Source organism: Acinetobacter sp. SK-43 (genome assembly GCF_015351505.1).
Lineage (GTDB): Bacteria > Pseudomonadota > Gammaproteobacteria > Pseudomonadales > Moraxellaceae > Acinetobacter > Acinetobacter junii.
In genome coordinates this window covers 95,161-113,902 of the sequence record NZ_JADKPY010000001.1, presented here as the reverse complement: position 1 = coordinate 113,902, position 18,742 = coordinate 95,161, and the positions used below count along the sequence as shown (strand labels likewise).

General features: G+C 33.8%; 22 protein-coding genes. 18 read left to right on the top strand and 4 right to left on the bottom strand.

The features are described 5' to 3' along the window. Positions 1-518 precede the first annotated feature (518 nt). From IRT38_RS00630 to IRT38_RS00615, 4 genes are all read left to right on the top strand, one after another. A complete protein-coding gene (locus IRT38_RS00630) occupies positions 519-1,130 on the top strand; it encodes a hypothetical protein (RefSeq protein WP_194596757.1) in 612 nt (203 codons plus the stop codon). Next, the gene (locus IRT38_RS00625; protein ID WP_194596756.1) at positions 1,117-2,106 is read left to right on the top strand and encodes a DNA/RNA non-specific endonuclease; all 990 of its coding nucleotides are present in this window, start codon (positions 1,117-1,119) and stop codon (positions 2,104-2,106) included. The genes IRT38_RS00630 and IRT38_RS00625 overlap by 14 nt, the downstream gene beginning before the upstream one ends. 240 nt (positions 2,107-2,346) lie before the next feature. Beyond that, the gene (locus IRT38_RS00620) at positions 2,347-3,516 is read left to right on the top strand and encodes a hypothetical protein (RefSeq protein ID WP_194596755.1); all 1,170 of its coding nucleotides are present in this window, start codon (positions 2,347-2,349) and stop codon (positions 3,514-3,516) included. Between the two features lie 6 nt (positions 3,517-3,522). Further along, on the top strand, positions 3,523-3,954 hold the full coding sequence (locus tag IRT38_RS00615) for a zinc-finger-containing protein (protein ID WP_194596754.1): 432 nt from the start codon (positions 3,523-3,525) through the stop codon (positions 3,952-3,954). A gap of 1 nt (position 3,955) precedes the next feature. Here the strand turns inward: IRT38_RS00615 and IRT38_RS00610 are convergent, their stop codons facing one another. Both IRT38_RS00610 and IRT38_RS00605 read right to left on the bottom strand, forming a co-directional pair. Continuing rightward, positions 3,956-4,207 carry a hypothetical protein gene (locus tag IRT38_RS00610; RefSeq protein WP_194596753.1) on the bottom strand — a complete coding sequence of 84 codons (252 nt, stop codon included), beginning with the start codon at positions 4,205-4,207 and terminating at the stop codon, positions 3,956-3,958. A gap of 167 nt (positions 4,208-4,374) precedes the next feature. Next, the gene (locus tag IRT38_RS00605) at positions 4,375-4,689 is read right to left on the bottom strand and encodes a hypothetical protein (RefSeq protein ID WP_194596752.1); all 315 of its coding nucleotides are present in this window, start codon (positions 4,687-4,689) and stop codon (positions 4,375-4,377) included. A 169-nt stretch (positions 4,690-4,858) separates the two neighbouring features. Here IRT38_RS00605 and IRT38_RS00600 point away from each other — a divergent pair, with 169 nt between their 5' ends. The 9 genes from IRT38_RS00600 to trbC all read left to right on the top strand — a co-directional run bounded on the left by IRT38_RS00600 (position 4,859) and on the right by trbC (position 13,658). Beyond that, on the top strand, positions 4,859-6,604 hold the full coding sequence (locus IRT38_RS00600; RefSeq protein WP_194596751.1) for a PIF1 family DEAD/DEAH box helicase: 1,746 nt from the start codon (positions 4,859-4,861) through the stop codon (positions 6,602-6,604). A 28-nt stretch (positions 6,605-6,632) separates the two neighbouring features. Further along, positions 6,633-7,808, top strand: coding sequence for a hypothetical protein (locus IRT38_RS00595; protein WP_194596750.1), 1,176 nt, complete (start codon positions 6,633-6,635; stop codon positions 7,806-7,808). A gap of 43 nt (positions 7,809-7,851) precedes the next feature. Next, positions 7,852-8,544 carry a hypothetical protein gene (locus tag IRT38_RS00590; RefSeq protein ID WP_194596749.1) on the top strand — a complete coding sequence of 231 codons (693 nt, stop codon included), beginning with the start codon at positions 7,852-7,854 and terminating at the stop codon, positions 8,542-8,544. Positions 8,545-8,724: 180 nt separating this feature from the next. Then, positions 8,725-9,723, top strand: a complete 999-nt coding sequence (locus IRT38_RS00585) for a ParM/StbA family protein (protein ID WP_194596748.1) — start codon at positions 8,725-8,727, stop codon at positions 9,721-9,723. A 4-nt stretch (positions 9,724-9,727) separates the two neighbouring features. Continuing rightward, on the top strand, positions 9,728-10,174 hold the full coding sequence (locus tag IRT38_RS00580; protein ID WP_194596747.1) for a hypothetical protein: 447 nt from the start codon (positions 9,728-9,730) through the stop codon (positions 10,172-10,174). A gap of 6 nt (positions 10,175-10,180) precedes the next feature. Then, positions 10,181-10,915 (top strand): DsbC family protein, encoded by a 735-nt coding sequence (locus IRT38_RS00575; protein WP_194596746.1) that lies wholly within the window; start codon positions 10,181-10,183, stop codon positions 10,913-10,915. Between the two features lie 16 nt (positions 10,916-10,931). Continuing rightward, the gene (gene traW / locus IRT38_RS00570) at positions 10,932-11,567 is read left to right on the top strand and encodes a type-F conjugative transfer system protein TraW (protein ID WP_194596745.1); all 636 of its coding nucleotides are present in this window, start codon (positions 10,932-10,934) and stop codon (positions 11,565-11,567) included. Next, on the top strand, positions 11,551-12,780 hold the full coding sequence (locus IRT38_RS17470; protein WP_227592124.1) for a TraU family protein: 1,230 nt from the start codon (positions 11,551-11,553) through the stop codon (positions 12,778-12,780). Before traW ends, IRT38_RS17470 begins: the two co-directional genes overlap by 17 nt. A gap of 2 nt (positions 12,781-12,782) precedes the next feature. Continuing rightward, the gene (gene trbC / locus IRT38_RS00560) at positions 12,783-13,658 is read left to right on the top strand and encodes a type-F conjugative transfer system pilin assembly protein TrbC (RefSeq protein ID WP_194596744.1); all 876 of its coding nucleotides are present in this window, start codon (positions 12,783-12,785) and stop codon (positions 13,656-13,658) included. Between the two features lie 201 nt (positions 13,659-13,859). On the opposite strand, the gene IRT38_RS00555 is transcribed toward trbC, so the two are convergent. Further along, entirely contained in the window at positions 13,860-14,312 is a 453-nt protein-coding gene (locus tag IRT38_RS00555) for a hypothetical protein (protein WP_194596743.1), read from the bottom strand. A gap of 57 nt (positions 14,313-14,369) precedes the next feature. Here IRT38_RS00555 and IRT38_RS00550 point away from each other — a divergent pair, with 57 nt between their 5' ends. Continuing rightward, positions 14,370-14,885 carry a hypothetical protein gene (locus IRT38_RS00550; RefSeq protein WP_194596742.1) on the top strand — a complete coding sequence of 172 codons (516 nt, stop codon included), beginning with the start codon at positions 14,370-14,372 and terminating at the stop codon, positions 14,883-14,885. A gap of 130 nt (positions 14,886-15,015) precedes the next feature. On the opposite strand, the gene IRT38_RS00545 is transcribed toward IRT38_RS00550, so the two are convergent. Next, entirely contained in the window at positions 15,016-15,384 is a 369-nt protein-coding gene (locus IRT38_RS00545; RefSeq protein WP_194596741.1) for a hypothetical protein, read from the bottom strand. A 100-nt stretch (positions 15,385-15,484) separates the two neighbouring features. On the opposite strand from IRT38_RS00545, the gene IRT38_RS00540 reads away from it, so the two are divergent. The 4 genes from IRT38_RS00540 (at position 15,485) to IRT38_RS00525 (ending at position 18,742) form a co-directional block, all read left to right on the top strand. Continuing rightward, entirely contained in the window at positions 15,485-16,936 is a 1,452-nt protein-coding gene (locus IRT38_RS00540) for a tetratricopeptide repeat protein (protein ID WP_227592123.1), read from the top strand. Then, positions 16,933-17,496 (top strand): hypothetical protein, encoded by a 564-nt coding sequence (locus IRT38_RS00535; protein WP_194596740.1) that lies wholly within the window; start codon positions 16,933-16,935, stop codon positions 17,494-17,496. Before IRT38_RS00540 ends, IRT38_RS00535 begins: the two co-directional genes overlap by 4 nt. A gap of 9 nt (positions 17,497-17,505) precedes the next feature. Then, a complete protein-coding gene (locus tag IRT38_RS00530; protein ID WP_194596739.1) occupies positions 17,506-18,081 on the top strand; it encodes a hypothetical protein in 576 nt (191 codons plus the stop codon). 79 nt (positions 18,082-18,160) lie between these two features. Next, on the top strand, positions 18,161-18,742 hold the full coding sequence (locus tag IRT38_RS00525) for a hypothetical protein (protein WP_194596738.1): 582 nt from the start codon (positions 18,161-18,163) through the stop codon (positions 18,740-18,742).

Below are 18,742 nucleotides of genomic sequence, written 5' to 3'. Positions count from 1 at the left end.
TGACACTCAATGCTTTGATGGCATAGCTAACGCATACAATTATTGGCTTACGCAAATAATTTAGAAAACAAAGATAATTGCCGATCGGCAAATTTAACGTCCTGTAGCAGCCTGCTGACCTACCCTACCCTTTTGAAAAGCTTTATTAGCTTTACTATCACTAAATGATACATAAATGGTAAGTAAAGTAAAAAGACTTGCGCAAATTAACCCACATAAGATTTGAAATCTGTGAGGATGCTCTCTTAACTTCATTTTTTAATGCCTGATGTGTCTGTTTGCGAAAAGAGAATATAAACTATTATTATGCTATAAATTATAAATAATGTTAATATTAATGAAACATTAATATTTTAATAATTCTAAATCTGCAATTCAGCTACAAGATAAATTATAGTAAATTCTATTTTTATAAAGATATTTATAAAAAAAACAATAACATAAGTAATTTATTTTGAATTGAAATAAATATAATATATTGTTAATATTATTATTTATTACATGTGCCTTATGCTTAAATGGAAATTTTTTCTTCAACAAATCTAAAATATTTAGATAGTATTGACGGTATCAATGAAGTCTTTAGAAAAGCTATTGAGTTGAACATCGTAGAAGAAACAGATTTACCAAAAATTCCGAACAGACAAAATGAGCCGCCCCCTTCCAAACTATTAAATAGCATTAGTCAGGGTGACTTTTGTTCGCGAACGGCAAGTTTTACAATCACCAATTATGCCAAACGGCGTTTGGATTCTTTAATGACCTTTGAGAACCAAGGGAAATTCATTGATATTGTACCTGAATGTTTGAATCAGGATAAAACTTTCACGTTTTGCCGATCGGCAAAAATTGAGTTTAATTCGGATGTCATGCAATTCCTAAAAAAATTCGGTAAGTTTCATTTTTATTCACTCTTTGATTTTTTTGATTTAAAAATAGGTACTGATTTAGCAACGAAAATTGTTGTCCTAAATCCAGAAGAATATGTACTTTTCAATAATGAATATGAGGCAATCAAAAGATGGAACTATAGTATAACCCATATCAACAATACTGTTTCCCGACTTAAATACCGTATATCTGAGCGACTCAATATAAAAGATAAAGGAAAAGATAGTGAAAATAATTAAGAGCTTATCATTTTTACTTTTTTTTGCATGTGCAAGCTCTAATGCAAGTACTTTGGAACGTTGCAATAAAATTTTCTATGCAAAAGTTCCACCTATTATTGAAAATGCCCTTTTATCTAAGGACATTTATGAATTATGTTTTTCAGGCTTTGCAGTCAGTTATTCTGGTATATCTAAAACAGGTCTTTGGTCTGCATCACTATTAACACCGGAATCTTTAAAAGCGGCGTATCAAATAAAAAGGAATAATACTTTCCATGAGGAAGAACGCATACCATTCCAACATAGAAGTTTATTAACAGACTACAGAGGTTCATCATTTGATCGTGGGCATTTGTCTCCGAGTGCCGATCGGTTCACTGTTCAAGATCAATATGAAAGTTTTTCACTTGTTAATATGATTCCTCAAAGTCCTCATAACAATCAAGAAGAATGGCGTTTGATTGAAGAAGCTTTACGAGCATTTGTTACAAGGAACAATCAACCTGTCTATGTTATTACTGGTCCATTATTTCTTGGAAATAAATTAAGAAAAATTGGGAACAACGTCTTGGTCCCAAGCCATATATATAAAGTTGTGTTGTTCCCAAAACTGAATGTTGCCGGAGCGTATGTTGCAATCAATGATGAATCTGGCAGATATGACTACGTGTCTATTAACCAATTACAGCTTTACAGTGGTATAAAGTTCTTTCCAAAAGCCTCGCAATCAGAGATTTTTAATTATCGCTTTATTCTGCCTGTAAATTCTCATGAAGCCGTTAACATGAAATCATTTCGAGTAGCATCGAACAATTCAAGTGCAATCTTTTTTCAATTACCAAAGCAAGGTTCAGAAAACATTCCTCCAATTTCCAATCAAGTAAATTCTATGGTAAAGCAGAATAGATCAGAAATGGTCAATTTAGCTACGGATGCAGCTAAATCAAATGTAAATCTGGTTTCTGATTGGGTGAGAAGAATATTATCAAAGTAAATTTTATGTAAACAAATTTGCCGATCGGCAAATTCATGTAACTATAATAAACTAATAAGAGGATGAGCTATTTAATAGCAAATAGACAAATTTCAAAATTTGTCTTTCATTTCTCAAGTAGGTTTTTGCCGATCGGCAAAAAGAATTTCTTAAAAACAATTATTAAAAAATAATATATATAATATTGTGTTTTTGCGGTATATATTTTATAATTCTAACATGAACTTAAGGTTTACTATTATGACTGACTTATTATCTCTTGTTGCTTACGTTTTTGGTTTTGGCTTTTTGTCATACTTATTCTTAAGTGCATGTGGCTATCTAATTTCAGTTATGAAAGGAGAAAAAAAGGTTTTTGATAAGGCTAAAAATGTTTTATCAAGTTCATCCCGTTCAACACCAAATATGTTAATTGCATTAGATAAACAATTACACGATTTAAATCTCCAAGTAGTTCCTGACTCATTAGGAAATTTTGATTCGGGATCAATCCAATCTTTATTCGATAATACGGTTGTTGGTAAGTATAATTTTGTACAACCAAACGAAAATGGAGGCGTGTATAAAGTACTTATTAGAGACAGCATCAATGGTGAATTCAGCAATAATTATAATGTAATTGAAAATCATAGTTTGGCGGGAGTACCTTCTGCGATTTCAAAAATGCTAGAAACAGAGTTTGAGGATATTGCCGGTCGGCAAGCTTTGGAGTCTGATCATTCCTATTTGAAAGATAATGGTGTATCTGCTTCTCAGGGTCTGAGATTAGCTAAAAAGAAATTCGTTGTTGAACATAACCATGTAGGTGATGCTACGCTTGATGCCGGACGCACATTTAAAGTAGATAAAAATGATTTATTGATTCCAATTAGAAATGTTAACGGTGATTTTCTAAGTTATTTATCGGTTAATAAAATTAATGCAAAAAATGTCCGCATTGCTTCGAGCATCAAAGGAGGATTCTTTGCTATTGGTCCATATCCTTCAAATGATAAAGAATATATTCTATGTGAAGATTATTTAACTGGTAGCACACTACATCGTGTAAAAAATAAAACGGTTCTAGTGTGTTTTGACGTACAAAATATTGCTGACGTGGCTCGGTCTGTAATCTTCAAAGAAAATGATGCTAAATTTATTTTTGCTACTGCAAAAGATTTATTAACTAAAAACCAAGCCAGAATTAAGAAGGGCTTGATGTATGCTAAAGAATTTAATATGCCTTTCATTTTCCCTGTTTTTCCGACTGGTAAAAAAAATGAGCAATTTAAAACTTGGAATGAATTACAAGATTTTAAATCTGATGTGGATATGAGTAATATGATTGATGAGCAAGTTAAGTATTTCTATGAACAGGGTAGGGACACGGCGATTCATCAATTCGAACAAAAATTTAAGATTGTGTATTAGGATTTTATGGAAAATAGTAAACAAGCCAAAGCAGGAAAAGTTTTCTATAGACGTGTCCGTTGCCAATATTGCAATGCAATTTCTAAAGTTGTACAAGGTGGTGTTTTGTATGGGGCAGGGCATAAACTGAGCAATAAGGAATTTTACTATTGTGAACCTTGCGAAGCATGGGTAGGAATGCATGATATAAATAAGAAACCGTTCGGTACACTTGCAAAATCAGATTTAAGAAAAAAGAGGGTATTAGCTCATGCCGAATTTGATAAAGTTTGGAAGGGTAAAATATTAGAAGGATACTCAAAAACTGCCGCTCGGCAAGAAGCTTATGAGTGGTTAGCGAAAAGTTTGGATATACCTATAAACCAATGTCATATAGGTTTTTTTAATGTAGGTGAATGTAATAAAACTATTGCAGTATGCAAAGCAAAAAAAGCGTAATTTAGATTTTACGCTTCATATTCATCGGTTCAACAATTTGTACTGAAAGATTTATAGTTTTTTTCCAGATTAAATTAGCATTTACTTCATTTACCGTAATTATATCAAAACCATCTGCTGCAACCTCGGCACGAAATTTTTGCTTGTTCGGGTATCGTACCATAGCAACCCCATTTTTTATTCCAATTATGTACTTTCCAGTTGTTTCTTCAAGGTTTTCTGCTGAATGAATGTTAATGGTTTGTTCTGTCATCTGGGAATCACTCTAATTTATATAAAAAGCTATTCAGTTGGGATTTTTTGAAACTGACTGAATTAAAAATATTATAGAATTGATTTCTTTTAATAACAATTAAAGATTTATAAATGAATGTTAAACTATTAATAATAATTAATTTAACATTCGGTGGTTAAGTTGACTTATCTATCAAGTTTTCCTGTGCTAATGCTACTTTCATCTTCACGTAGTTTTGCTACACCTTCATCGAAACGTTCTTTTATTTTCTTTTTGTTAAAAGTTTCGTTTGCAAATTTTTTAATGCCTAAAAAATCAGATTCAACTTGAATTGTATCTGTGTCTTTTGCTAGTTTAGCCAGATGTTTTTGATCTTCCTGTTCAACTTCAAATTCACCAGTCACAACTGGAGGTTGGTTATAAGTCCTTGTTTCTTCTGTATTTGCAAATGTAGCTGAACTAAGTGTTGTAATTAAAATTAAAAATATATTTTTAATCATTTTTAAATCCATCATTAGTGAAATATTATCTATATTTATACTATAATTTGATCGCAAATTAAATTGAAGTTTTTTAACTGAATTACTTTGCTTGAAAAAAATGTTTTTGTAAGTATTGTAAAAAAGTGGTATATTATATATTAAATTAACTTATGCCGGTTTTCGTAGCATGGAACAAGAATTAGCCCTTAATATCTTAAAGACTGGTGCAAACGTTTTTCTTTCTGGCTCTGCCGGTACAGGGAAAAGCTATACTTTAAATCAATATATCGGTCATCTTAAAAAGAACCGTATTCAGTATGCTATCACTGCTTCCACTGGCATTGCTGCAAGTCATTTAAAGGGCACCACGATACACTCGTGGAGTGGGATAGGCGTAAGAGATTCTTTATCCATTAAAGATTTGGATAAAATAAAGAAGAAGAAAGTATCAATTAAAGATACGGCGGTACTTTTTATTGATGAAATATCAATGCTGCACTCTAAGCAATTTGAAATGTTAAACCAAGTTCTCAAATATTGTAGGGAGAGTAATGAGCCGTTTGGTGGAATTCAATTAGTTGTTTGCGGTGATTTTTTTCAATTGCCTCCAGTAGAAAAAGGAAACGGCACTGGTGCAAAAAAGTTCTGTTTTATGTCTGATTCTTGGGTTGAGGCTAATTTTTCAATCTGCTATCTAACAAAACAATACAGACAAAATGGAGATGTTTTAACAACAATCCTAAATCAAATTCGTGATAATGCGGTAACACCGGAAAGTCTGGAATTAATTCGCGGCACGAGAACAAACTTACTGGATGGTGGTGATATAACAAAGTTATATACCCATAATGAAGATGTAGACAGAATCAACTCTGAACATCTAGCCAAAATTAATAATAAATCGTTTACACATGATATTGAAATGAATGGTGTGGCAGGGCTTTGTGACATGATTAAAAATCAAAGCCGCATACCAGACACATTTGAATATAAAGTTGGCGCATTGGTCATGTTCACAAAAAACAATGAAGAAATGGGCTATTGTAATGGCAGTACTGGAATAGTAACGGGAACATATAAGCATGATGATCACGGTTTAATTCCTGTAGTGAAATTAACGACCGGTGGTCAAATTTTCGTTGAACCAGAGTCATGGGCTATTTTGGATGATTCAGGTGACGAAATAGCAAGTGTAGTTCAATTGCCTCTCAGACTTGCATGGTCTATAACGATTCATAAAAGTCAGGGTATGACTTTGGATCGGGCTGAAATTGACTTGTCTGGAACTTTTGAAAGTGGGCAGGGATATGTTGCTTTGAGTAGATTAAGAAGTCTTGATGGTATGCGTGTACTAGGCTTGAATGAGATGGCTACCTCGATTGTTCCAATTGTTCGTAAAGCTGATGTCCGGTTTAGAGAGTTATCTATAATTAATGAAGCAAAATATGCGACATATAAAGACTTCTCTAAGGACCATAAAAGCTTTTTTGCTAAATGCAAAGCAAATGGTTGGCTGTTAACTCAGGGTACCAACCAAAATTTCAAATATAAGCGTAAAACTGGATCAACAAGTGTTAAGAAAAGAGATATTAAAACATCTTTGTCCGCATCTAATGACCCAATTCAAAATTTGCTAAATCAAAAAGGTATTTCACATACAACGTTAATAAAAAATATTCAAATTTGTTGTGAAAAGGACCCTTCGATCGATTTATCAAGAATTCGTCCGTCAGATAGAACGCTTAATATCATATCAGCAACAATCAAAAGCTATAAAGAACGTGGGAATACGCAACCTCTATATAAGAACAATGCAATGTTCATAATGCAGAATGTGAAAATGAATGGTGGTCAGCATCTTAGTGAAATTGATGTATGGACAAGCTTTTTATTCCTTGATGATAAAGGTGAGGTAAAGCAGCAATATGGCTAATCTGGGGTACAATCATCAAGAGTTCTTAATGCAATTCGAAAACCTTTTAAAATCCGAAGGTTTTTATCTAAAAAAATCATTCGATGACACCTCGAAAGGGGGGCGGTTTTTTAAAGATGGCTATAAGAACAAGGCTTTTGGTCGCTATAAATATGTTGATGGTCACTTAACGACTTCTGGCAATCCTATGATCATTTGGACATTGTTTAGTGTAGTTGATAAAACAACTGGGAAAGAGGTATCTAAGCCACAAACCAATTACTTTTGGTATGAACCAAAAGATAAATCAATATCGAAAAATAAGCCAAAATTTAATGAGGCAGAATATAAAAAAAACATAGCTGAGAAGGAGCGCAGAGAACGCGAGTTGCAGTTAAATTTAAGCAAGAAGGCATTAGAGGAATATTTATCATTAAAAGATGAAAGAGCTGATCCAGATCAACAGAAATATTTGCAAAAGAAAGGTGTTCCTGCGGGTAGGGGTTTAATTATTTGTAAACAGGACCTAAAAATTGGCTCTTATTACAATCAATTTAAAAAAGAACACAAGGATAAGGATTACTTTTTTATTCGCAAAGGAGATTTATTAATTCCGGCTATAAATCTTGATCTTCAGTTTGTTACTTATCAGAGAATTACTGATCAGGGTGTAAAGCTTCAACGTATAGATATTTCAACGGTGGGGGCTTTTTATTGTTTGGGGGATTGGAAAAAATCAACAAAACGTATCTATCTCTGTGAGGGTTATGCCACGGGTTATAGTTTGTATCTTGCAACGGATGGGGTCATCTTTGTGTGTTTTGATGTTCACAATATTGGGGTGGTTCTAAAGCTGCTTAAAGAAAAGTTTGCGCACGTAGAAGTTATTATATGTACTGATAATGACCGTAAAAAACAAACTAAAGTTGGACTTTACAAAGGATTTGAATACTCCTATCTACACAACTCACCTTTCATTTTTCCTGTATTTCCAGATGAAGAAAAATACTCAAATGATAGTGATTGGAATGATTTATCAAAACTTATGGAATATTCACACATAGGCTCAATGATTGAAAATCAAATCAAATATTTCTATGAAAATGGAAAAAATACATGTATTCAACGTGTTGCGAAGAAGAATGGAATATCCGGTGATGATTTGAGGGAGTTTGCAAAAAATAATAATTTATTATTTAAAACTATAGATTTGTCTTTTGTTTGATAATATTATTTTAATATTATTGAATAATTATTTTGGACTTTATATGAAAAAAATATTGCTCTCTGTAATGTTGGTGGCAACTATGGGGACTTTTACTGGTTGTCAGGCAATTGAAAAAGCTTCTTCTGCGATTTCAACAGCCATATCGAAACAGCAAGAAGATTTATATAATAATATGGCAAATACCAAAATTCGTGATGCCTTTCTATATACAACGCGAGATGAAAAAGGAACATTTGAAATTCATTTGGCAAAACCATTGATTGCTGCAAATTTTCAACTTAAGTCTAAAGATCGTGGCACTATTTTTTTGCGCCGTGATGTGAATCATGAAGGTAATGCTCAAGAGGCATTACGCCGTATTAGAACTAACTCTTATAATTCTGAAAAAGACTTGCCGGCAAAATACTTTGTGGACCAAGCAAAGGCACAGGGGCATGAAGTACGTGTATATAAGAGTTATATAAGTGGTAGGGTTAATGCGGGTTTACGTCAGGAAGTTGTAGAATTTAGCGGTGCAACAAATACATTCGATAATGATCCGGTTTTTGTTGAATATGATAAAAATGGTCGTGCAGTTGCGATCATGACACGAACATGGCAAACAGCAGAGAACGTGGGGGCTATGAATGTACTCTTTACAAATATTTACTTCGCACGAGATGGCTTGACATGGTTTGAAAACACCTTCTCTAACACATATCTTGATGGTGCTTTGCTGCGTGTTTATCGCTAAATAAATGAAATTTATAAAGGGTCCTAGATGGACCCTTTTTTATTTATCAATAAATTAATATTTATTTAACATTTTATTTATTATTGGAAATAATAAATACAATATATTATTATTAGAATTATTTAATTTCTATTATTTTTATAATAGTTTAATTCTTGGATTGTTACGGAGCGATGCAAATTGGCAAAAATAAATCCGAAGGAAGTAGTGGTTGGGCTAGACGTTGGTAGAAGTGGCGTTAAGATCGCATTTCTATTTAATAATCAAGTAAAAACCCACTTTATTCCATCAGTGGTTAGTCCTGCACGAAAGTTAACCTATGATGCGAACCCTAAAGTCACCCGTGAAAACACTATTGAAGTTGATGGTGAGGAATTTTTTATTGGTGAAACAGCTATAGAGCAAGGTGCAAGTCAAACAGTCGGTTTAGTTAGCAATTGGTTGGAAGGTGTGGAGCATAAAGCCCTTCTTATACGTTCTAAGACATACCTTAAGTCTTATGGAGTAGTGCCAAAAATGATTGTTGCAGGATTACCTGTTAATACTTTCGAATCAAGCTCTGAGTTACTTTTTAAACAAGTCAAATCCGTATTCAATTGCGCAGTCTTACCAGTACCACAGCCGTGGGGCGTTTTTCAGGATTGCTTACTAAATGATGAAGGTCGATATAAACCAAACGGCACTAGTGCTGCTATGAAAAAGTTTGCAGTAATTGATGTTGGACATTTTACGACTGACATTTTACTGATGAATAATTTTCAATGGATTCAGGAAAGTTCAGGATCAAGTGTTGGGATGTATAAGGCAGTTAGCGAACTGCAAAATAAACTCAATGCACAAGGCACATCCACAACTTTGATCGAATGCCAAGAAATTATGCGCACTGGCAAATTAAAAGAGTTTGGTGAAACTAGAGACGTTAGCGATCTAGTTAAACAATCTGTTCCGATGACAGTTAGTACAGTCGTGCAGGATGTTAAAAATTATATTGGAAATCAGGCGCGAACAATTGATCACATCATTATCGCCGGTGGAGGATCAGAGTCAGTATACAACGAGCTTAAACAAATCTGGAGACAATGTGAGTTGGCGGAGAATGCTCGTTTTTCCGTTGCAATTGGTATGAGGAAATTTGGTATTTCTCAAGCTTTAAATGATCCTTCTAGCATCGCGGATTAAGCTTATGAAATCGAAGGAAGCCAAGATAATCATTAGAGGTGATTCAGACCCAGAAATTCTGAAATGGGTGAATACACTTAAGTATGGTGCATTTCCAAAAATAATGATTGAAATCCTTCGGTGGTACAACAGGAACGGATTATTAGTTAGGGGCGGAGCTAATGCTCCAGATTTATTGCCACCCAAAATACCCCTTAACCAAGAATCAATAGACTCACGTATGTTAAGCGAGATTTTGGAGATCGTTAAAGATAATCACCGCATTCTTCAATCTGGAACGTCCGTCCCACCGACTGAAATACAAGAGCAGAGTGTTAGTAATCAGTCCAATTCATTTCAAGAAGATGATGGAGCCGGATCAAATTCGGATTTAAGACCAGAACCGGTTATTGAGTCACAAGATGATTCAGCCCAGATACCAGTAATGTCAAATTTTAAAATTTATAAGTGAGTATTTATGAAAACTTTCAAAAAGTTATTAATTGGTTTGACTTTATCAGCATCCGTTGTATCTGCGAATGCTGATATTGCGACTTTAAAGGCAAATTTAAAAAAGAATTATCCCGCAACTAAGGTGGCTTCTGTAGACGAAACTCCCATAAAAGGTGTCTATGAAGTGGTTCTGGGTAAAAATCTGGCATATACAGATGAAACTGGCGAATTCTTTTTATTTGGTGACATTATTCGAATGAAAGATCAATCTAATTTAACTTCTCCTAAACGTGATGAGTTAAAGAAAATTGATTTCAGTTCTCTACCTATTAAAGATGCTATTACTTATAAGAGAGGTGATGGATCACGGAAATTAGCAGTATTCAGTGATCCTCAATGTCCATTTTGTAAACGTCTCGAACCAGAATTGATGAAACTGGATAATGTTACGATTTATGTATTCACAAATCCTTTAGTAAGTCTCCATCCAGACGCAAGAAATATTTCTAAAAAGATTTGGTGTTCTAAAGACAAGCAAAAAGCTTGGAGAGAATATTTGGTATCAAGTATAGAACCAACATCAGATGGTATGTGTGAAAATCCAGTTGATTCCAATGTTCAATTATCACGCGAACTCGGTTTTGATGGTACACCTATGACGATCTTAGAAGATGGGTCCGTGGTTGCGGGGGCTGTATCTGCCGGAGAGCTTGATTACAAACTGGATAAAGTAGCAATTTCTAAAGCGAATAAGAAATAAGATTAGGGATATAAAAATGCTTAAACCCAGATATAGAAATATTCTATTGGTTATCGGTGTTAGTGCTAGTTTTTCCTTTAGCCACTCTGTACTTGCTAAAGACTTTGGTACCTACGGTGATACATATCCCGTTGCAGAGATTAATTTTATTGAAGCTATCCAAGGTAAGTTGCAAGGCATGATTGATTCTGGTGAATGGGAAACCTTCAAACAGAAATATATTCAAGAAACTATGGAAGGGTTTAAGCGACCGAAAGGCACGGAGCTACCTCACGCCAAGTCAAACAAAACTCGATTAGTTGATCCTTCAATTATTCTTGAAATGGATATTCAAATGCCAGACGGGAAATATATTGCGCGAAAAGGCGATTATATTAATCCACTTAAGCAAATGGGTATCTCACATCCTATGGCATTCATTGATGGTGATGATCCAAAACAGGTTGAATGGGCTGTAAAACTACGTGAAAAAAACCCAAAAACATTCATCATTTTAGTAAGCGGTAATTGGTATGACTTAAGCGTAAAGCACAAATTTCAGTTTTGGTTTGATCAAACTGGCGAATTTATTAATCGTTTAGATATTCAAAAAACGCCAAGTTATGTAACGCAACAAGAAATGAGGTTGAAAGTAGATGAAATCGCTCTTTAATTTTAATGTGGCGATTGTATACGCCATAAAAGGAATTTGCCGTTATACGAAAAATTTTCTCTCAGCCTGTTTGCTTATTATAAGTGCCTTGGTATTAGTGGGTACCACAAATGCCTATGCTGAGGAGAGTGGAAGTACGAAACAAAATCTTGTTTGTACTGGAGAATTTACGAATCCAATTACAGGTATGTGTTGGAGCTGTATTATGCCTATTGGAATATCGAGCATTTTTTACAAAGGCGGTCAAGATGGGACAAAGGATTTAACAGGGTGGAAACAGTACCTTTGCACTTGTGATCTGTATATCGGTGTTCCTATAAGTTTCTACGAGCCGGCGCGTGTGATGGATGTAACAACCAAACCCTATTGTATGGTTGCACTTGGAGGGGTTTCGTTCGCTGATACTGGTTCATTCACAGGAGATACTGCGGGATTCGTTGGGCAAGAGGAAGATCAACAGCATACAAGCACATTTTTCCAAGCTCACTACTACATTAATCCGGTGATGTATATCATTGGACAAATGTTGGATAACTCTAAATGCTTTGAACAAAAAGGGTTTGATGTCGGATACTTAACCGAAGTTGATCCATCTTGGTTGTTGGCTGAGTATGCAAACTTGCTTTCACCAGACGGGTACTTATACGGAACACTTCCTGCGGTCTTAGCTTGTACTGGAGATTGTGTAGCTGCCACTGCGCATTTTGGCATAGCTCCACTTCATTGGTGTGTAGGATGTAATGGTTTGATGTATCCAATGACGGGTAAAATTGATGGATCAGTATCTACAATGGACTCGAGCGGTGTCGTCATGTTGCGATTATTGAATAAGATGCATCGTGTTGGAATTAATTTGAGCTATTACGGAAACAATGGACTTTGTGGCGGTTATCGTCAGTTGCTTATGAATAAGCGTCAATACAAATATAGTATGACTTATCCTGTAAGTCAGACTAAATCTATTGCAAAAGCTATGTCACAGGCAATTGCAGGCTCAAATTCTAGTACTGGTGGTGAAACCGGAGCTGTAAATGATGGAGCGGGTATAGCAGATGTTGAAATGAAAAAATCAAAGCAATGTTGTCAGCCATTCGGTCGCACAACTCTTATTTGGGGTACAGGACGTTACTATCCAGTAAAAGGTGAAGATATGTCTTTCCAAATTTACCGTAAGAGAGATTGTTGCCAAAAAGTGTATGGATATGGTGATTAAACATGAAAAAACATAAAAAATCTTTTTTGGCTCTAATAATGTTATTAGCAGCTATGGAAATTCATTCTGCCCCTGTAGATCAAAACAGAGCAGTTGGCACAAATGTTAAAGATTTAAAATCCACTGGTTATATTGATATAGAACGAGTGAGACGAGAAAATCCTGTACCCAATGTAGATTTAAATCAGCAACAGAAAGAAGCCACCAGTGTACTTGAGCGCGTAAAAATTGCAGAAGGACAAAAGCTACCTGATCCAGTGGCTAAACGTCTTGAATTGGGTCAAATAGAAGTTCCTCCACAAACAACTCCTGATTATATAAATGATAAAAAATTGAAAAATCAGGTGGGACAAATTGATCTTGAGAAAATAGCCAAACAGTATAATGAGGCTCTTTTGAAAGATAAAAGTTCGCAAAATGGGCAAGGGGGACAAAGCGATTTTACGACCGGTAGAGCCTACCTATTCATTTCATCATCGATGCCTAAAGAAACATTGCAGGCATTATTAAATGATGCGGGAAAACTTGGTATAGCTGTCTTTCTGAATGGAAATATTGGTCCTGATCCTTTGAAATTTGCAGGTACTCAAGCTTTCATGAATACGATGGACATTAAAACTCCACCTGAACTATTTATACATCCTGATGCTTTCAAGATGTTCAAAATTGATCGTGTGCCTGCATTGGTTGTTGCAGCATCGCATGTTCAAGATAACCTTGATGAGCAAGGCTGCGCCGCACCGACTGATTATGACATCATGCGTGGGGACCTGAGCTTGGCAAGTAATATCCGAAAAATTTTTGAAAATGCGTCAAGTCCTGATATTAAAGATATAGCAAGAGGTTATATGAAGAATATATCACCAACATATCAATAATTTTAGCTCCCTAGTGGCATTCCAAAATCTTAGGAATGTCACTAAAAGTTTTAGCTAACGACAAAAATAATAGTAAAAAAGCAAAAGGGGGTAAGTTGTAAATTATAGAAATGGAAGGTCCATAAAATCGAAAGAATCGATATAAAAAAGAAATTTGGTCCAACAATTACATTTCAGAACTATAAATCGGCGGTCCGATAGTTATTGACAAACAATAGGGTGTAAGGCTGTATTCATATCGAAGTCTTGGTCAGTACTTTCATTAATTTGTTCTTTGAATTTCCCCGTCTCATTGTCAATGCTTAGAATTTTTTTAACAACTGTTTTTTTTGCTGCGCAATTCATTTCAACATTCAATACTATTCTTCCATCATCCAAATCATATTCGTCAATTTTGTTATCAGAAGATACGGGAGTGGGGTCGAAGTTTTGAGTAGTTTCTGATGTAGACACGCCCGTTAATAGTAAACTAAAGGTGCTTTTATTCCCTTTTCGTTTAATGGAATTTTTCAGCACGTAAGCGTTGAAAGTATCATATCCGGATGTTTGAGATGATACTACAGGAATTAAGTTTGCATCGACTTGTGCTTGAGCAAAACTTAGAAGCGGTAGAGTAGAAAAGGCAAATAGCAAAAAACCAATTTTATTCTTCATAGATGTACTGCAATAATGTGGTATATTGTCTATTATTTTATATTAATTTGATAACTCATGCGATATTCAGATGAATTTATTGATGAAGTGGTAAAAAGTTATCTTAGAACCAAGAACAAAAGCTTCGTCAGTAAAAAATATAACATTAATCTTCATACAGTTAGGTATTGGATAGAGCGTTATGAAAATGATTTAAAAATTAAAGATTATGCAAAAGAGTTGGCTGAAAAGGCTGTCGTTCTAGCGTACTACGATGAAGTAAAAAGTTATGATCTGGTTGCAAAAAAATTCGATTTAGAACGGAATGAAGTTAAAAAAATACTTGAAGATTATCGGGATGAAATATTCTACTTAACACCAAAATTTAGAGAAATAAAAGCAGAGTTTAGAAGACTATTGCCCTTTTTTACAAAGGTATATGAGAAAAATCACAGCCTAATGGTATTGGAGAAAGTCTTACTTATTGAAATGTATTTAGGGCGAACAGATGATTATCTTTTAGAGAAATATAATCCTTCGTCCTATTTATTAGATAAAGTCAGAAAATCGATGAAAGGTTTTGATGAGAGTTGATTGACAAATATTTTTTAATGTTTAATAATCTATAGCGGATGCAGTAGATTAGCCGTAAAGGTTTGACCTTACTTCAACCAAAGTTGATGGATCATTAAATTGATCGAAGCCCATTTTCATAATGGGTTTTTTAATGCCCGCCATATTCTTCTTCTGTTAAAAAATAAAAATTTACGACATAGGGAACTATGCTTTTAACTGCAATCCCTTGCTTTAAGTATGGTGAAAACCTCGCATAACGCATTTCATTTTCTATTCTTTTTTTTACCAAAGGATTGATACCATTAGCAAAATAGACTTTTTCAACATATCCCTCATTGGTTATGAGCAATTTCACAAGCAGAGAATGAGGAAATTTACTTGAATCCTGATCTGGAGTGATTGTAATAGTAGGGGCATAAAGCACCGTTACTTCTTTATCGAAATTTATAGGTGCGGCATAAGCGGAAATAGTTAGTGTTGCTGCAAAAATTAAGAAAAAGAGATTTTTAAAGCACATACCACGATCCTAATTTTGTAAATATAGTTTATTAAAACATTATAATAAAATTTATGTATTATAATAAATATTAAATTAATATTCTTTATTAAGTGGTTTTATGAAAAAGTATTTATCAATAGTTCTTTCCTCTCTAATGTTTTCAAGTTGTACCACTCCAAATTTGTACAATAGTTCGATGGAGGATGCAGCTCCGACTGTTGTTGAAAATTTCGATCAAGTTCAAGTAGATGACGTTAAGGGACCCGAAGAAGAAATACTTGTCGATAATGGATCAGCAGAATACTTCTATAAACTCGGCGTTAAGTATGAAGAAGGTAAAGGAGTTGAAGTCGATCTTACAAAAGCTGAGCAGTATTATCAAAAAGCCATTGATCGTGGATCAGTGGATGCGATGAATGCGCTAGGTGTTATTTTTTTGGGTAAAGGTGACTACGATAAAGCAAAAAACTTCTTTGAAAAATCCGCTCTTGAGGGAGATGAAATAGCAAATTTTAATCTTGGAAACCTGTCCTTTATTGGTTTCAAAGGGAAGGAGAACAAACAAGCTTTAAACTTCTATCAAAAGTCCGCAGACAAAAAATATTCTCCGGCTTTTGTAGCGTTGGGTGATATGTACGCGATGGGGAAAGGTGTTACTCATGATGTAAAAAAAGCTGAGGAAAATTATTTAAAAGCTGCTGATCTTAACGATGATCTAGCTATCGATAGACTCTCGCTGTTATATCTTCTGCAAGACGGTATGGAAGTAGAATCTGATGACACAGAAAATTCCATTAAAACAGTTCAATTGTTTCAGCGTGTTGCAGAGAAAGGCAATGCAAAAGCAATGTACGTCCTAAGCTTGTTATATCAAAATGGATTTTATGTAAAAGAAGATAATAATAAGTCAATTGAATACCTAAAGAAATCTGCTGCATTGGGCTACCCAGAAGCAGAATATTCATTAGCATATTTATATTTAACAGGTATGTATGTAGAAAAAGATTATAAAAAAGGCGTGCAATTAATGACAAATGCAGCCAATAAGAATTTACCAGACGCACAAAACAACATAGGTATGCTTTATTTAAAGGGAGAGTTGGTACCAAAAGATTTGAAGCGAGCAAAAAAATGGCTAGAACAAGCCTCTGCAAACGGAAGTGCAATGGGCGATTACAACCTTGGCGTTATTTATGAAGCCGGAATGGGAGAAAGCATAGATAACCAAAAAGCAGGGCAACTTTATCTTAAGTCTGCTGATAATGGATATTTGCCTGCATTCGCTAAAGTTGTAGATATGTATGCAACTGGAACGAAGGGCGTTTTAAAAGACAATGTAAAGGCAAGAGAATGGTTGGACCAAGCAATTGATAAAGATGACAGTGATGCAATGCTTCTAAAGGCTAATGCATATTTCTATGGAAATTATGGTTATGCAAAAGATATGGCTCTTGCAAAGGAGTGGTTGGATAAAGCGAAACAAATGGACAATCCCAAAGCATCTAGTGTTGAAAGCAATTGGAAGCGATCTGAAAGGTTTGTAAAATTGCAGGGATCATTTAAAAAATGATTAGTGGAAAGTTTCATATATCTCAATTCGAACCACAAATATCCGACTTGGTAAGCTTACAAGGTTTTGCAACTGACCTACATGAGTGTCTGATAAGCCTTGGTCTTAGACAAGATGTTGCGCGGGTACTGGATGCTGAATTTTCAATTAATATGGGGGTGTTATGTACCTCACTTACCATAATGGCTACTGAGAAAAAGGTTGATTCAGATTGGAGGTTTAGTCAATTTGGTATTTTATATATTGTTAATGATAATGAGGTTTTTACTGTTAAAGGAAAAGATGATCAGATATTTGAATTTAACCATACAGAGCTTTCATTACTTATTCCTATCCTAGCATGTAGAGAAAATATAATTGGAGCTTTGATTCAAGGTTTTAAAAACCCGTTCAGAATGTCACTTTTTTATCAAAATGTTTTACTACATTGTTTGAAAGCTTTAGATGGAAATATTCTTGATAAAGAAAAGATGTTGTTTTTTTTGGATTGTCATAAGCGAGAAGATTTTAAAAAACATGAAGTGTTTTTTGATCATTATCTTAATTTAGAGTTAAAATAGGTAGTTATAGTGAATATATTTTTGTTTGACGATAGAAATGATAGTTTTCTCTCAGGGGTAGTTCATTCTTTTGTTGTAAACGTATTGTTTTTAATCGGTTTGCTATTTGTGTACGGTTTATTCTATTTCTTTAAAATTGGTACATTGGGTCTAATTTTTTTTACTATTTATGCTTTAAATTTAAACTTATTTAGCAAACAATTATATTTTTTGACAGCTACATATTTTGCAAAGGCATCTTCTTATAGATATAAAAAAGATATAGGAGTTTTGCTAGGCAGTTTTTTAATAACAATAATAATCGCATATATATCAATAGATAAATTTAACTTATTTGAAATTTCTAAAGAGAACTATTCAAGACTTATTAAAGTTTCATGTGCAACTTATTTAATAATTTGTACTATTATTATGAAAAATAAAACTGTGTCTGGAATTGAATTTACCACAGAGAAGGTAAAAGAAAGTGAAAAAAAATTCTTTATAGAAAAAAAAGAACTAAAAAAATTTGAATGGATTTGGTATATCTTTTACGTTTGTTTATTAGGATTGTTTTTACTTTATTTGAATTATCATGGTTTTTAATAAAATGATTAAAAGGTGTTTGTTGCTTTATTCGATCTTTTTTGAGTCTTAATATAAATATATTTTTGAGAAGTGAAATATGAAAATATTTTTTTTTGAAGATAAGCATCAAAGCTTTATTGCAGGTGTTACTTATTCTCTAGCATTCAATAGTATTGCCATTTTGATTCTTTTGATCACTTATGGTATAGCAAGCCTATTTAACTTCGGTAAATTGGGTTTCTTTTTCTTTGTTCTCTATATTATAAATATTTCTTATTTTAGTAATCAGCTTTATATTTTGATTGCTTCATTTTTTGCTAATTCACCATCATATAGGTATAGGATGGATTTTGGTGCATTGTTTGGTTATTTGCTTTTTACAATTGCAATTGCATGGATAACACTAAGAAAATTTGATTTGGTACCGATAACTAAGGAATCATATTCTACCTTAGTTATATGTGGTTTTTTTTCTGCTGTTTTTTCTGCAAATACATTTATTTGTGATAATAAATCTTTGTGTGACATCTCTTTAACCTGTAATAAAAATGAGGTTAACAGCAAAGTATTTTATTTAAAAGAAAGAAAATTAAAGTATTTAAATATTTTTTGGGTAGCATGTGTAGCATTGATATGGTTGGTGCTCTATATTTTTATGCGTTTTGGGTGGTGGATGTGA